Here is a 16835-nt window from a genome sequence, read left to right on the forward strand (position 1 = left end):
CTTACTTGACGGCGCCGAAGGTGAGGCCGCGAACGAGCTGTTTCTGGGAGAACCAGCCGACGATGAGGATGGGGGCGATGGCGAGCATCGAGGCCGCCGAGAGCTTTGCGTAGAAATTGCCCTGGGGACTCGAGAACGAGGCGATGAACGCCGTCAGCGGCGCCGCGCTCGACGTGGTGAGGTTGAGGGTCCAGAACGCTTCGTTCCACGACAGGATCACGTTGAGGAGAACGGTCGAGGCGATGCCCGGAACGGCCATCGGCGCGAGCACCTTGGTGATTTCCTGGCGCAGCGTCGCCCCGTCCATCCGGGCCGCCTCCAGAATGTCGACCGGGATCTCCTTGAAGTAGGTGTAGAGCATCCAGACCATGATCGGCAGGTTGATCAGGAACAGGACGACGATCAGGCCGAGCCGCGAATCCAGAAGGCCGAAGCGGATGAACAGGAGATAGATCGGAATCAGGACGCCGACGGCCGGGAGCATCTTGGTCGACAGCATCCACAGGAGGATGTCCTTCGTCCGCTTCGTCGGCGAGAACGCCATCGCCCAGGCAGCCGGGATGGCGAAGATCAGGCCGAGCGCCGTCGAACCGAGCGCCAGGATGATCGAGTTCATCATGAAGTGGAAATAGTTCGACTGGGTCTGGATCGCCTCGTAGTTCTCGAGGGTCCAGTCGAAGCTGACGAACTGCGGCGGGATCGAGATCGCGGCGAGTTCGGTCTTGAAGGACGTCAGGAACGTCCAGAGGATGGGAAAGAAGATCAGCAATCCGACGGCCCAGGCCAGGATCGTCATGCCGATCTTGCGCCCGGTGGAAACTTTGCGTGCCATGGTCGATCAATCCTGGTTCAAGCGTCGAGATTCTTGCCGATGAGGCGGACGAGGAAGATCGCGACGATGTTCGCCAGGATCACCGCGACGATGCCGCCGGCCGAAGCCGCGCCGATATCGCCGAAGGACGTCGCCTGCTGCGACACGAGATAGGTGATGTTCGTCGACTGCGCGCCCGGCCCGCCCTGGGTCGTCACCAGGATCTCGGCGTAGATCGACAGGAGGAAGATCGTCTGGATCAGGATCACGACGGTGATCGCACGGCCGATATGCGGCAGGGTGATGTACCAGAAGATCGACAGCGCGCCCGCGCCGTCCATCTCGGCGGCCTCCTTCTGTTCCTCCGACAGCGATTGCAACGCGGTGAGAAGGATGAGGGTCGCGAAAGGCAGCCATTGCCATGCGACGATGATGATGATGGCCAGCAGCGGCACCTCGGTCATCCAGTCGATCGGCGCAAGACCGATCGACTGGAGGAACTGGCCGATGACCCCGTAGACCGGGTTCATCATCATGTTCTTCCATACCAGGGCCGCGACGGTCGGCATGACGAAGAACGGCGCGATCACCAGGAGGCGTACGATGTTGACGCCGTAGAACGCCTGGTCGAGCAGCAGCGCGACGAGAATGCCGCCGCCCACGGTGATGCAGAGCACGCCGACCACGAGGATCAGCGTGTTGCCGAGAGCCATGAGAAAGGTCGGATCGGAAAGGAAGTAGCTGTAGTTCTCGAAGCCCACATAGGGCTGCGACATCGGGTTGTAGAGCGTATAGTTCAGCGTGGAGAAATAGAGCGTCATCGCCAGGGGGACGATCATCCACAGGAAGAGGGCGATCACCGAGGGCGCCATCATCAGGCGCGCAATTTTCGTCGTATTCCGTGTCGCCATGGGCCCCCCTCACACGGTTCGCCGGGCGGACCGTTGGGATTGTAACTCACCGGAAAAAGCGTCGATCACCGGGGGCGTGCGGACCGCCGGGACGGTCGATCGCATCGCGATACCCGTCCGGCTTCGGTCCGTCTTTCCGCTCCAGAAGCAAAGGGTCGCTCGCGCGCCGCGAGGGACTTCGGGTCCTGGAACGCACATCGCGGTTTCGGCGTCATCCTCCCGAGATGCCGAACCCGGGCGGCGACGGGCCGCCCGGAGCGTCTTTCGTGAAGCCGGAACGGCTTACTTGATGTAGCCGCCGCGCGTCATCTCGCGGGTGGCGATCGCCTGGGACTGGGCCAGCGCCTGATCGACGGTGGACGAGCCCGAGAGAGCCGCCGCCATCTGCTGGCCGACCGCCGTTCCAAGCCCCTGGAACTCCGGAACCGCGGCGAACTGCAGGCCGACATAGGGCTTGTCGTCGGTGATCGACGGATCGGCATTGTTGATGGCGTTCAAGGTCGCCTCGGCGAACGGAGCCGCGGCGATATAGTCCGGGTTCTCGTACAGCGAGGTGCGCGTTCCGGGCGGCACGTTCGCCCAGCCTTCCTTCTCGGCGACGAGCTCGAGATAGGCCTTGGAGGTCGCCCAGGAGATGAACGTCTGCGCGGCTTCGGCCTTCTCGGAAGAGGCCGGGATCGCCAGCGACCAGGCCCAGAGCCAGTTGAAACCGTCGTTCGGGCAATTCTCGACACCGCACGGAGCGGGCGCGAAGCCAACCTGGTCGGGAACCTGCGACTGCTCGGGATCCGTCACGAAGGAGGCGGCGACGGAGGCATCCATCCACATGCCGCACTTGCCCTGGCCGAACAGCGAGAGGTTCTCGTTGAAGCCGTTGGAAGCGGCGCCCGGAGGGCCGTACTTCGTCATCAGGTCGACATAGAGCGTGACGGCCTTCTTCCAGCCTTCCGACTCGAACTGCGGCTGCCAGTTCGCATCGAAATAGTTCGCGCCGAAGGAGCGGGCCATGTTGCCGAGGAACGCCATGTTCTCGCCCCAGCCCGGCTTGCCGCGAAGACAGATGCCGTAGACGCCGGCTTCCTTGTCGGTCATCTTCTCGGCCGCTTCGGCGATGAAATCCCAGGTCGGCTGTTCCGGCATTTCCAGCCCGGCCTTCTCGAGAAGATCCTTGCGATAGAGCGTCAGCACGCTCTCGGCATAGAACGGCGCGGCATAGAGGGTGCCGTCGACCGACAATGCGTTGGCGATGGCGGGGATCAGGTCGTCCTTGTCATAGTCTTCGCCCAGATCGTCCAGCGGCTTCAGCCAGTCCTGCTTGGCCCAGATCGGAACTTCGTAGGTGCCGATCGTCATCACGTCGAACTGACCGCCATTGGTGGCGATATCGGTGGTCACGCGCTGGCGGAGAATGTTCTCTTCCAGGGTCACCCAGTTCAGGGCGATGTCCGGATGTTCCTGCGTGAAAGCGTCCGTCAGGCCCTGCATGCGGACCATGTCGGAATTGTTGACCGTGCCGATGGTCAGCGTCGTTTCCTGCGCCGCGACGGATGCCGTCACGGCAAGAAGCGCGCCGAACGCGGCCGTCGTCTTCAAAAGGGTCTTGATCGTCATGGTTCCTCCCGATGAATGGTTTGTTTCCGCAACCTTTTTCCGGTCGTCATTGGTGCGAGGAGTTTAGACGGGCCATGTTCGATGTCGAGGATTAAATCATCAGATTCACAATCTCGAATCGAATTCCCTCCGCCTCTCCGCTTCTCGCCCATGAGGCTCCCACGATAGCGGGCGCCTGTAAAAATTCAATCTTTTTGATTTATCGGGCGGCCCGCGTCCGTCGAGCACGCCCACGCGGGCGCAACGTCCTGTCGCATACGAAGAAGCCGCACGCGGCCGACGGCCCATTCCCGTGCTTCATACAACAGAAGACCCGGACCGCCGTTCCGAGCGCTCCGGGTCCTGTCGTCCTGATCGGGATGCGTGCGGTCAGCCTTGCGCGTTCTTCACCGCGCGCCTCGTCACGACCTTGACGAGATTGGCGCGGTAGCCGGACGAGCCGTGCATGTCGCCCATCATCGCGTCCGCCGAGATCGACAGGGGGTCGATCGCCGACGGCTCGAAGCTTGCCGACAAGGCGTTTTCGGCGTCCGCCCACCGGAACACGCCGCTGCTGCCGGCACCCGTGACGCCGACGCCGACGGACCCGTCGCTGCGCTTGGCCACGAAGACGCCGGCCATCGCGTAGCGCGAGGCCGGGTTGCGGAACTTCTCCCAGCCGGCCGCCTGCGGGGGCGTGAAGGAGACGCCGGTGACGATCTCGTTCTCCTCGAGCGCCGTCTCGAACATGCCGGTGAAGAAATCGTCGGCCGCGATCTCGCGCGTGTTCGTGTGGATCGTGCCGCCGAGCGCGAGAAGCGCGGCGGGATAATCCGCCGCCGGGTCGTGGTTGGCGACCGCGCCGCCGACCGTGCCCATGTGGCGCACGGCAGGATCGCCGATGAGGCCGGCGAGATGGGCGAACGTCGGGGCGTGCTGCCTGACCGTGTCGCTCGCATGGATCTCGGCATGGGTCGTGCCGCCGCCGATCGTCAGGCGGCCGTTCTCGAAGCTTATGCCCTTCAGGGCGTCGATATGGCGCAGATCGATCAGCGTGCTCGGCATGGCGAGCCGGGCCTTCATGGTCGGGATCAGCGTCATGCCACCGGACATCAGCTTGCCCTCGCCCTCGCTCGCCGAGAGCATCGCGACCGCCTCGTCGATGCTGGCCGGCCGTTGATAGCTGGTTTCATACATGGAAATTTCCTCCCTTTGGTCCTTGCCGGCGCGGGCTCTTCGCCTGGAAGAGACGCGCGCGCCGGTTCGAAAGACCGTCCTGTTCGAGATCGACGCGAAGCGGGCGGCAGGCCTGCGATGGCCCGCGCCCGTCCATCGTCAGGCGACGGCGTTGATCGCGTTCCACACCTTTTCCGGGGTTGCCGGCATGGTCAGATCATTGTTGCCGATGGCGTCGGTGATCGCATTGATGACAGCCGGCGGCGAGCCGATCGCCCCCGCCTCGCCGCAGCCCTTCAGCCCCAGCGGATTGGTGGTGCAGGGCGTGACCAGGGTCTCGACCTTGAACATGGGCAGATCCCAGGCACGCGGCATGGCGTAGTCCATGTAGGACGCGGTCACGAGCTGGCCGGTCTCGTCATAGTTCACGCCCTCCATCAGCGCCTGGCCGATGCCCTGCGCCAGTCCGCCATGGACCTGACCCTCGACGATCATCGGGTTGATGATGTTGCCGAAATCGTCGGCGGCCACGAAGTCGATGATTTCGGTCACGCCCGTCTCCGGGTCGACCTCGACCTCGCAGATGTAGGTGCCGGCCGGGAAGGTGAAGTTCTGCGGATCGTAGAAGGCGCCTTCCTTCAGGCCCGGCTCCATGCCGTCCGGCAGGTTGTGGCCCGTATAGGCGCTGAGACAGACCTCGTGCCAGGCGAGCTTCTTGTCGGTGCCGGCGACCTTCACCTCGCCGTTCTCGATGACGATGTCGCCCTCGTCGGCCTCCAGCAGATGCGCGCCGATCTTCTTGGCCTTGGCCTCGACCTTGTCGAGCGCCTTGGAGATGGCCGAGCAGCCGACCGCGCCCGAGCGCGAGCCGTAGGTGCCCATGCCGAACTGCACCTTGTCCGTATCGCCGTGGACGATCTGGATATTGTCGACGGAGACGCCGAAGCGCTGGGCGACGACCTGCGCGAACGTCGTCTCGTGGCCCTGGCCGTGGCTGTGCGATCCGGTGAGGACCTCGATCGTGCCGACGGGATTGACCCGGATCTCGGCCGATTCCCACAGGCCGACGCCCGCGCCCAGCGAGCCGACGGCCTTCGACGGCGCGATCCCGCACGCCTCGATATAGCAGCTCATGCCGAGGCCGCGCAGCTTGCCGCGGGCTTTGGCCTCCGCACGGCGCGCCTCGAAGCCGGCAACGTCGATGGTCTTCATCGCCGCTTCCATCGTCGCTTCGAAGTCGCCCGTATCATAGTTCATGATGACGGGCGTCTGGTGCGGGAAGGAGCGGATGAAGTTGATCCGGCGGAAGTCCGCCGGCGAGATGCCGAGCTCGCGCGCCGCCGTCTCCATCGTGCGCTCGATGAGGAAGGTGGCTTCGGGACGACCCGCCCCGCGATAGGCGTCGACGGGCGCGGTGTTGGTGTAGACGCCCTTCACGTTCGCGTAGATCGCCGGAATGTTGTACTGGCCCGACAGCAGCGTCGCGTAGAGATAGGTGGGCGTCGCCGACGAGAACAGCGACATGTAGGCGCCGAGATTGGCGATCGTGTTGACGCGCAGGCCGAGGATCCTGTGATCGGCGTCGAGCGCCATCTCGACGTCCGAGACGTGATCGCGGCCATGGGCGTCGGTGAGGAAGGCCTCGGTGCGGTCGGATGCCCATTTCACCGGGACGAGCGCGCGCTTGGAGGCCCAGAGGCAGACGATCTCTTCGGGATAGATGTAGATCTTGGCGCCGAATCCGCCGCCGACATCCGGGGCGATGACGCGCAGCTTGTGCTCGGGCGCGACATTGTAGAACGCGCTCATCACGAGGCGCGCCACATGCGGATTCTGGGATGTGGTGTAGCAGGTATAATGGTCTTCGGCCGGATTGTAGTGGCCGAGCGTCGCGCGCGGCTCGATCGGGTTCGGCGACAGGCGGTTGTTCAGGATATCGAGCCTGACGACCTTGGCCGGGTTCTCGAACGCCTTCGCGGTCGCTTCGGCATCGCCGATCTCCCAGTCGAAGGAAATGTTGTTCTCCGCTTCCGGATGAAGCTGCGGCGCGCCCTCCTTGATGGCGTCCGGGCCCTTCACGACCACGGGCAGTTCCTCATACTCGATCATGACCGCCTCGGCGGCGTCCCGGGCCTGGGCCTGGGTGTCGCCGATCACGATGCCGATCGGCTGCCCGACATAGCGCACGATCTGGTCGGCGAGCGCGGGATAGGCGCCCATCTTCATCGGCGAACCGTCCTTCGACGTCACCTGCCAGCCGCAGATGATGTTGCCGATGCCGTCCGCCTTGAGCTGCTGTCCGTCGAGAAACTCGACGAAGCCCGGCATGTCCCGCGCGGCCGACGCGTCGATCGAGACGATCCTCGCATGGGCGTGCGGCGATCGAACGAACGCGGCATGCTTCATGCCCGGAACGGACATGTCGTCCGTGTAGCGTCCCATCCCGGTGATGAAACGACGGTCCTCCTTGCGCAGGACCTTTGCGCCAATACCTTCGACACCCATTGGTGTTCCTCCCAAAAATCTTGCCTGCGGCGGCCGCGTCCATGAAATTCATGCGCGCCGCCCGTCCGAATTCATGCTGTCCCATGCCGCCGCCGGCGGCATCGCGTCACTCGGCCGCGACGGCCCGGGCGCCCATCTTGGACGCGGCGTCGAGAGCGGCCTTCACGATGTTGTGGTAGCCGGTGCAGCGGCAGATATTGCCGTCGAGTTCCTCGCGCACGGTCGCCTCGTCGAGCTCGGAGCCATGGCGGGAGATCATGTCGGTGACGGTCATGATCATGCCGGGCGTGCAGTAGCCGCACTGCAGACCGTGATGTTCCTTGAATGCCGTCTGAACGGCCGACAGGTCCTGACCCTTGGCGATGCCTTCGATCGTCGTCACATGCGATCCCGAGGCCTGCACCGCGAGCATCGAGCAGGATTTGACCGCCTTGCCATCGAGATGAACGACGCAGGCCCCGCACTGCGAGGTGTCGCATCCCACATGCGTACCCGTCAGATGAAGGGTTTCGCGCAGGAAATGCACCAGCAGCGTGCGATCCTCGCATTCGCCGGCAACGTTCCGCCCGTTCACCGTCATGGAAACTTTGCTCACTGAATTCCTCCCGTAAAATCCACATGCGACCCGATCGAACGGCGCGCATTCTCCAGATGCCGTCCTGCCCGGCGGCACTCCCACGCCACCCGCAGTTTCGAAACCGAACGTGCCGTCTTTCGGTGGCGGATGCAAGACGAGCGAACGGTCGCGGCGTCGTGGCCGAAACCGGGAGACCGAGGCGCGCCCGGCGATCCCCACAGCGCTCCCGGGCTGCGGGCGGCGAGGCGCTCGGCGATCCGGCGGGCATGGCCGCAATCGCGCGGCGGCGTCCGGCCCGCGAACCTTCGCGGTCCTGTGACAGGTTCGGCACAAGGCGCCGGCGTTCCGCACGCCGCCGGGTCGAATCGACGCAAGTGTGATCGGTCGGCGGTTGTTATCTTTAACCAAATCGTTCTTTTTGTCGGCAAGTATCTAGGAGCGCCCGTCGCGATGGAATCGATTTCGGTCGACGCCATCGGGTCCGATACGCGATCGCCGTGGGGATACGGCCGATCGTCGACGGGGAGCGTCATGAGGACGCTGCGAGGGGGTAGTTGCGTTTTGAGGATTTGGCCCCGCCAGATCGTTCGGGTCGTCGTCGCGACGATGCTCGCCGGGGTGCTTGCACCGAGGCCGGCTTCGGCGTTCGAGCTGTTCGGATTCAAGTTTTTCGAAAGCGAGAACGAGGACGACGGCTTCGACGTCATCAATCCGCTCGACTATTCGGTCCGCATCGAGATCACGCCGACGCCCGACGGCGACGAGGATCTGGCCTCGACGCTCGAGGACGCCTCGGTTCTGGTGTCCGACGAGGACGATCCCGCGGCGGGCTCGCTCGGGCTCATCGCCAAGGCCAAGAACGATCGCAAGCGTCTCGTCGCCGCACTCTACGAGAATGCGCGCTATGACGGGCTCGTCTACATCTTCATCGACGGCCAGAACGTCGCCGACATTCTGCCCGACACCAAATTCGACGATTCCCGGCCCGTCCCGGTGCTGATCCGGGTGCTGCCGGGACCGAAATATACGCTGGGCCAGGTGTCCGTGGATGCCGGCGGCATTCCCGTCGATCCCTCCGAATTCGGCCTCGAGACCGGCGGCTCGGCCTCCTCGGTCGCCGTCCTCGAGGCCGAGGCCAAGCTCTACAACGATCTTCGCGAGGAAGGCCGGCCCTTCGTCGCCGTCACCCGGCGCGACATCCTGGCGGACGCGGCCACCGACAGGCTCGACTATCTGACCGACCTGTCGCCGGGAAATCCGGTCCCGTTCGGCGAGACCTGGGTTTCAGGCCCCGAAGATGTCGATCCCGGCTTCGTCGCCTACATGGCCGGCATCTATCCGGGAGAGGTGTTCTCGCCCGAGGAGCTCGAGAAAGCCCGCCAGCGCCTCGTCGATCTCGGCGTCTTTTCCTCGGTCGTCGTCAAGGAAGCCAAGGGCCAGGCGCCGGACGGCAGCCTGCCGGTTCAGGTCACCGTCGCCGAACGCCAGAACTTCGGATTCTACGGCCTCGGCGCGACCTATTCGAACACGGAAGGCGCCGGCGCGTCCGGCTATATCGGCCATCGCAACCTGTTCGGCCGGGCTGAGAACATCCGCCTCGACGCGTCCGTCTCGCGCATCGGCGCAACCGCGATCTCGGGCAATGCGCGCGAGCTCGACGGTTTCGACTTCGCGACGTCGCTCGTCTTCAAGAAGCCGGGCGTGCTCGGTCCGGATTCGGTCTATGTCGGATCGATCGCGGCGGGCCGCGAACAGCCGCTCGCCTACGACCGCCTGTTCGTCAACGCGACCAGCGGCGTGGAATACGAACTCGACGACGTCCAGACGATCGCGGCGGGCGTGAAGGTCGAGTATGAAGAGATCACCGACTTCCTCGACACGCGGGACTATCTCATCGGCTCGGTGCCGATCCTCTACACGTTCGACAATCGCGACAACGAGTTGAACCCGACGGAAGGGTTCTACGCGCAGGCCCGGCTGGAGCCCTCCTACGGCGTCAACACCCAGACGTTCTTCCTCAACACCCGCCTCGACGGCCGCACCTACTATTCGCCGCTCGAAAGCGACCGGCTCATTCTCGCCGGCCGGCTCGGCTACGGCACGGTGTTCGGCGCCGACCTCGAGGACGTCCCGAACGATCGCCGCTTCTATGCCGGCGGCGGCGGATCGGTGCGCGGCTACGAGTTCCAGTCGATCAGCCCCTATTTTCCCGATGTCGCCGGTCCCGGCCAGAACGAGATCTTCGTCGACACGCCGCAGGGCGGGCTTTCGCTGCTCGAAGGTGCGGCCGAAGCGCGGATCGGCGTCACCGAAAACATTCAGGTGGTGCCCTTCGTCGATTTCGGACTTGCCTCGCAGGATCTCGTTCCCGATTTCGGCGACCTCAAGATCGGGGCCGGCATCGGCGCGCGCTACCTGACGAGCTTCGGCCCGATCCGCGTCGATGTCGGCGTCCCGCTCGATCCGGGCCCGCGCGACGCGAGCTTCCAGTTTTACGCAGGCATCGGACAGGCCTTTTGATCATGACCGCATTCGCCCGCTTCCTCGCGATCCTGTTCGGCGTCCTGCTCGCAGGCTCGCTCGCATCCCCGCGTGAAGCCGGCGCCCAGGAATTCGTCGCGAACCAGATCGAGAACCTGATCAATTCCGAGACGTTGACCGTCGACATCCAGGGTCTGTCGGGCGCGATCAGCGGCAATGTGCGGATCGAGAGCGTCACGGTCGCGGACCCGCAGGGTGTGTTCCTCACCGCGAGCGATCTCGCGCTCGACTGGTCGCCCTTCTCGCTCGTTCGCTCGAACGTCAGCGTCGAGAACCTGACCGCCGGCCAGATCGTCCTGGAACGCCTGCCCGTCGGCCAGCCGCAGGCGGCGGAAGACGAGACCGGCGGCGGCTTTTCCCTCCCCTCGATCACCGCCGATATCGACAATATCGCCATCGACGAGTTCATCCTCGGCGAGGCGATCGCGGGAACCCGGGCGCGGCTTTCGGCGCAGGCCTCCCTGTCGCTCGCGGACGATCCGGTCAATCTCGCCCTTTCGGCCAATATCGAACGGCTCGACCAGCCGGGACGCATCGCGCTCGATCTCGCCTTCGCGCCGGCCGAGAACCAGCTGACGGTGGATATCCAGGCGAGCGAGCCCCAGGGCGGCCTCGTCGCGACGCTTCTCGACATTCCCGATCGCCCGGCCGTCGAGCTTTCGGTGAACGGGTCCGGCCCGCTGTCGAACTTCATGGCGAACGGCGAACTGACCATTGCCGGCGAACAGGCCGCCTCGCTGACCGCGCGCGCCGACGAGATCGAGACGGGGCGCCGCATCTCCCTCGCACTCTCGGTCGCGGCCGCGCGCTTCGTTCCTGACGCCTACAGCCGCTATGTCGAGGGCGGCGCCAATCTCGACGCGCAGATCGTCCTGAATTCCGACGGCACCTACCGGATCGAACAGGCCCAGCTCGCCTCGAACGCGCTGCGGCTGAACGCCGAAGGCACGCTCGATCCAAGCGGTCCGGGCAACGATCTCACCCTCTCGCTCACCTCCCCCGACCAAGGCGCGATCGACATCGCGTTCGGAGAGACGAGCCTCTCGATCCAGTCGTTCACCGCCGCGATCGACGGCGCGCTCTCGAACGCGGCGCTCGACCTTGCCGCACAGCTTCCCGCCGGCGGCTGGGGCCCTTATCGGGCGACCGGCGTCGACGCTGCGGTGACGAGCGCCGGCTTCGACGTCACCGGCCTGCGCGGCCCGCTGCGGATCGTCGCGACGGCCGAAGGCATGGCCGCGCCCGAAGGCATCCAGGAACGCGTCCTCACCGCGCCGCTGCGCATCGCGGTCGACGGCGCCCTGACCGAAGCGGGCCTGCGCTTCGATCCGTCGACGGCGACCACCGAGACGGCCGAGCTTTCCGTGCAGGGCACGGCGGCGCTCGACTTTTCCGTCTTCGACCTGACGGTGGATTCGACCTTCCAGACATCGGCGCTATCCGCCGCGCTTGTCCCCATCGCGGGCGAAACGCTCGGCCTTGCGGGCAATGTCGAGCGCACCCCGACCGGCGGATTTCGCGTCTCGGACCTTGCCCTCGATTCGACCGGCCTTGCGATCGCGGGCAATGCGGCGCTCGAAAACGAGAGCGTGTCCGCCGACATCACCGGCCAGCTCAAGGAGGCGGCCAGCCTCAACGCGTCCCTTGCGGGCACCGCGGAGTTCGCGCTTGAGGCAAGCGGCCCGCTCGACAAGCCGGACATCGACCTGACCCTCGACGGCAACCAGCTCTCGATCAACGGCCAGGAACTGGCCGATCTCGAAGTCTTGGCGCGCGGCTCGCTCGCGTCCGACGCCCCCACCGGCACGCTCCGGATCACCGGCACCCTCGACGGCGCGCCGCTCGAGGGACGCGCGGACCTGCGCACCCAGCCCAATGGCGACCGGCAGATCGCCGATCTCCTCATCCGCCAGGGCGAGAACCGGGTGACCGGCGATCTGACGCTGACCGAAAACTTCACGCCGCTCGGTTCCATCCGGGTCGCGATCGAGGATCTCGGTCCGCTCGCCGCGCTCGGCGGCCTCGATGCGTCGGGCGACGTCAACGGCACGATCGGCCTCGACCGGGCGGCCGACGGCACGCCGATCGCCCGGCCCGAGATCACGGCGAGCAATCTGACCGTCGCCGGCACGACGCTGCAGGGTGCGGCCATCGATGTCGATGTCGCCGACTATCTTGGAACGCCTTTCGCGACCGGCTCCGTGACCGCCACGGCGATCGATACCGGCGCCGTCGCCCTCTCCGATCTCGACGTCCAGCTGACCCGCGAGGGCGAATTCAACGCGCTTGCCGCGACCGCCCGGGCGAACGGGGTGCCGATCGACCTGGGCGCGCGCGCGCGCTTCGCCCCGGACGAGACGGTCCTGGCGCTGACCCGGCTCATCGCCGACATTCCCGAGGCCCGCGTCGCGCTTCAAGACAGTGCGCAGGTCCGCATCGCGGACGGCACGACCAGCCTCGACGGGTTCACCCTCGCCGTCGGCGACGGCTCGCTCTCCGTCGAGGGCAGCATCGGCGAACGCCTCGATCTCACCGCCGCCATGAACGCGGTTCCGCTGGCGGTCGCCGGACCGTTCGTCGACGGCGTCGATCCGGCCGGCACGATTTCGGGCACCGCCGAGGTGTCCGGCACGAGCGCCGATCCGACGGCCGTCTTCGATGTTTCGGGGCAAGACCTGACCACGCGGCAACTCGCCGAGACCGACGTTCCGCCGGTCGATCTCAGCGCGAACGGCCGGTACGCAGACGGCGTTCTGACGCTGACCGAGGCGAACGCGACCTTCGGCGAAGGATCGCTCACCGCCTCCGGCTCGATCGGCGAGACCTACGATCTGACCGCCACCTTGCGGGAACTGCCCGTGGGTCTTGCGAACGGCTTCGTGCCGGGGCTCGACGCCAGCGGCGATCTGTCCGGCAATGCGCGCGTCACCGGACCGCGCGACGATCCGAACGCGACGTTCGACCTTTCGGGTTCCGGCATCACCACGCCGCAGGTTTCGCAAGCCGGCATCCAGCCGCTGACCCTCGACGTCGCGGGCGCCTATGCGGACGGGACGGCCACCATCGAACGGGCGAACATCGTCGCGGGCCCGGCATCGCTGACAGCGTCCGGCACCGTCGGCCAGACCCTCGACCTCGAGGCGCAGCTCGACCAGTTCCCGGTCGGCATCGCCAACGCCTTCGTCGAGAACCTCAACGCCGCCGGCACGCTTTCGGGCACGGCGACGGCGACGGGCCCGGTGGGCGATCCGGCCGCGACCATCGACATTTCCGGCTCTGGAATCACGACGCGCGAGATCGTCCAGTCCGGCATCCAGCCGCTCAGCCTGCAGCTTTCGGGCACCTACGCGGAAGGCACGGCAAGGATCGCCACGGGCACCGTCAATGTCGGCGACGGCTCCCTCGCCCTGTCGGGATCGGTCGGGCAGGATCTCGACGTCGACCTGGCGATCGACCGCTTGCCTGTCGGGCTCGCGAACGGCTTCGTCGAGGATCTCGGCGCGAGCGGCACGATCTCGGGCACGGCTTCGGCGACGGGCTCGATATCCGATCCCGCCGCCGAATTCACGCTGACCGGGCGCCAGATCACGACGCAGGCGATCTCGGCGAGCGGCATCGATCCACTCAGCCTCGACGTTTCGGGCGCCTACGCCAACCAGACGCTGACGCTGACCAATGCAGAGCTCGATGTCGGCACCGGCTCGCTGACAGCGTCGGGCACGGTCGGTGACGAACTCGTCCTCGATCTTGCCATCGACGAGTTGCCGGTCGGCCTTGCCAACGGCTTCGTCGAGGGGCTCGGCGCACAAGGCACGATCTCCGGCACCGGCATGGCGACGGGTTCGCTGTCCGACCCCCAGGCCGAATTCTCGCTTCAGGGTCGCGGCATCACCACGGCCGATATCGCCCGCTCCGGCATCGCGCCGCTGACGCTGGATGCGGCCGGTTCCTTCAGCGACGGCACCCTGTCCCTCCAGACGGCGGAACTCGATGTCGGAACCGGATCTCTCATCGCATCGGGAACGGTCGGCGAAAATCTCGATATCGACGTCGATCTGAACGCCCTGCCTGTCGGCCTCGCCAACGGCTTCGTGGAAGGGCTTGGCGCGGAAGGCACGATCTCCGGCACGGCCTCGGCCACCGGCTCCCTGTCCGATCCGAACGCGGACTTCCAGCTGAACGGATCCGGTATCACGACCCGGCAATTGAAGGACGGCGATGTCGCCCCCCTGACGCTCGAGGCGGCTGGCTCCTACGCAAACGGTACGCTGACCCTTGCCAACGCGGCGCTGGACATCGGCTCGGGTTCGCTGACGGCGTCCGGCACGGTCGGCGACAGCCTCGACATCACCGCCGATCTCGAAGCGTTGCCCGTGGCGCTGGCCAACGGCTTCGTCGAAGGCCTCGGCGCGCAAGGCACGATCTCCGGCACGGCGCGGGCAACCGGCCCCCTGGCGAACCCCGACGCCAGCTTCGACCTTCAGGGTTCGGGCATCACGACAGCCCAGATCGCGCGCTCGAACACCCCGCCCCTTTCCTTCGATGCCGCCGGTGCATACGCGGACGGAACCGTGCGGCTCGAAACGGCGGCGGTGAATGTCGGCAACGGATCGCTCACGGCATCGGGCACGATCGGCCAGACCCTCGACGTCTCGCTCGCCCTGAACCAGCTACCGGTCGGCCTTGCCAACGGTTTCGTCGAAGGTCTCGGCGCACAGGGCACGCTCTCGGGCACGGCCGAAGCGACCGGTTCGGTCTCGAACCCGAACGCCGCCTTCGATATCTCGGCGTCCAACGTCTCGGTCGCCCAGAGCCGCGCCGCCGGCGCGCCCGCGATCGACGCCGCCATCGCCGGCACCTATGCCGACCAGGCCGTCGACCTGTCGCAGGCCGTGTTCAACGTCGGCCCGGGTCGCATCACGGTGACGGGCTCGGCCAGCGCCGGCAATCTCGATCTCGACGTCGCCATCGCGAACCTGCCGGCCTCGATCGCCAGCGCCGCGGCGCCAGGCATCGATCCGCAGGGCACGATCAACGGCACGGTGTCGGTCGACGGCTCGCCATCCAGCCCGTCGGTTCAGTACGATATCGATGCGTCCGGCGTATCGGTCGCGCAGACCCGCAACGCCGGCATCGGTGCGCTCGCCATCGATACGAGCGGCACCTTCGCCAACAATGTCGTCACGACCGATACCAGCGTTTCGGGCGCGGGGATCGCGCTCGACGCCAGCGGCTCGGTGAACCTGTCCGGCACGCCGACGCTGAACATCGCCGTCGACGGCACCGCCCCTCTGGAACTGGCCAACCGGACGCTCGCGGAAGGCGGCCGCTCGATCACCGGCACCGTCGCTGTCGACGCCAACATCACGGGACCGGTCACCCAGCCGAACGTCACCGGCTCGATCTCGACGTCGGGCGCGCGCTTCGTCGACGCCACGGCCAATCTCGTCGTCGACAACATCACGACGAGGATCGACCTGAACGGCCAGACGGCGACGATCAGCACGTTCTCGGCCAATCTCGGCCAGGGCGGCACCATCGAAGCCGGGGGCACGGTCTCGCTCGCCGCCCCCTTCGACGCGAACATCTCTGTGCGCCTCGACGACGGTCGCTATACCGATGGCGAGATCGTCACGGCGACGCTCTCGGCGGACCTTGCCATCACCGGCCCGTTGACCGACGGGCCGACGATCGCCGGCACGATCACATCGGACGAGATCAACGTTCTCGTTCCCGAAAACCTGCCGAGCTCGCTCGCCCGCATCGACGTGACCCATGTGAACGCCAATCCGGCGGTCTACGAACAGCAGCGCGAACTCAATCCGGAAAGCGCCGCCGGGACTTCGGGCAGCGCCGGCGTCAATCTCGACATCACCTTCTCGGCGCCCAACCAGGTGTTCGTGCGTGGCCGGGGGCTTGATCTGGAGCTCGGCGGAACGATCCAGATCGAGGGCAATTCGGCTTCCCCCGAAATCACCGGCGCCTTCGACCTGATCCGGGGCCGCTTCGGCATTCTGGGCAAGCGGCTTGACTTCCAGGAAGGCACCTTGACCTTCACCGGCAATCTCGTGCCGACCCTGGATCTTTTGGCAAGCTCGACCAGCGGCGACGTCACCGTGTTCATCGCCGTGACGGGCCCGGCGGACGATCCGAGCTTCACCTTCTCGTCGAACCCGAACCTTCCCCAGGACGAAGTCTTGGCCCGCCTGATCTTCCAGCAGGGCACGAGCGATCTGTCGCCCTTGCAGATCGCGCAATTGGCCGAGGCCGCCGCGTCGCTGGCGGGCGTCGGAGGCTCGACCGGGCTTCTGGAGAACCTGCGCTCGCAGCTCGGCGTCGACGATCTCGACATTTCGACGACGGCCGATGGCGAAACCGCGGTCGGGGCCGGCAAGTATATCAACGACAACATCTATCTTGGCGTCGATTCGACCGGACGCGTGTCCGTCGACCTGAACCTGGGCGCGGGCCTCAAGGCGCGCGGCTCGGTGAACGGCGAAGGCAGCAGCGAGGTCGGCGTCTTCTACGAAGGCGAATTCTGATCGCAGCTTGCCGTTTTCGACCAGCCGGGGCGGGTCCGGTTCGAGCCCGGCGCACGGGCGGGACCCGGCCGGCTCCCCGATCGCGCCTTCGGCAGACATCCGAACCGGGCGGCGATGCGTAGCTATGGGAACAGGATCCGCGTCCTTCCCGTCACGCAGGCGCTGGGGGAAGGACGCCGGAT

8 protein-coding genes are annotated in these 16835 nt (G+C 66.2%); 2 read left to right on the forward strand and 6 right to left on the reverse strand.

What is annotated here, in order from left to right; genetic code table 11:
• Nucleotide 1: 1 nt before the first annotated feature.
• From U0C82_RS03235 to U0C82_RS03260, 6 genes are all read right to left on the reverse strand, one after another.
• A complete protein-coding gene (locus tag U0C82_RS03235; protein WP_322185609.1) occupies nt 2-832 on the reverse strand; it encodes a carbohydrate ABC transporter permease in 831 nt (276 codons plus the stop codon).
• 17 nt (nt 833-849) lie between these two features.
• Complete coding sequence (locus U0C82_RS03240; protein ID WP_322185610.1) at nt 850-1722, reverse strand: carbohydrate ABC transporter permease; 873 nt, start codon at nt 1720-1722, stop codon at nt 850-852.
• A gap of 282 nt (nt 1723-2004) precedes the next feature.
• Nucleotides 2005-3333, reverse strand: a complete 1329-nt coding sequence (locus U0C82_RS03245; RefSeq protein WP_322185611.1) for an ABC transporter substrate-binding protein — start codon at nt 3331-3333, stop codon at nt 2005-2007.
• A gap of 369 nt (nt 3334-3702) precedes the next feature.
• On the reverse strand, nt 3703-4509 hold the full coding sequence (locus tag U0C82_RS03250) for an FAD binding domain-containing protein (protein WP_322185612.1): 807 nt from the start codon (nt 4507-4509) through the stop codon (nt 3703-3705).
• A 138-nt stretch (nt 4510-4647) separates the two neighbouring features.
• Entirely contained in the window at nt 4648-6993 is a 2346-nt protein-coding gene (locus U0C82_RS03255) for a xanthine dehydrogenase family protein molybdopterin-binding subunit (RefSeq protein WP_322185613.1), read from the reverse strand.
• A 106-nt stretch (nt 6994-7099) separates the two neighbouring features.
• Nucleotides 7100-7588: a (2Fe-2S)-binding protein gene (locus U0C82_RS03260; RefSeq protein ID WP_322185614.1), complete on the reverse strand. Its 489-nt coding sequence runs from the start codon at nt 7586-7588 to the stop codon at nt 7100-7102.
• Between the two features lie 543 nt (nt 7589-8131).
• Here U0C82_RS03260 and U0C82_RS03265 point away from each other — a divergent pair.
• Complete coding sequence (locus U0C82_RS03265; RefSeq protein ID WP_322185615.1) at nt 8132-10090, forward strand: autotransporter assembly complex protein TamA; 1959 nt, start codon at nt 8132-8134, stop codon at nt 10088-10090.
• Between the two features lie 2 nt (nt 10091-10092).
• A complete protein-coding gene (locus U0C82_RS03270; RefSeq protein WP_322185616.1) occupies nt 10093-16653 on the forward strand; it encodes a translocation/assembly module TamB domain-containing protein in 6561 nt (2186 codons plus the stop codon).
• The last annotated feature ends 182 nt before the right edge of the window (nt 16654-16835 follow it).

The organism is Fulvimarina uroteuthidis (genome assembly GCF_034321785.1).
GTDB classification, from domain to species: Bacteria; Pseudomonadota; Alphaproteobacteria; order Rhizobiales; family Rhizobiaceae; genus Fulvimarina; species Fulvimarina uroteuthidis.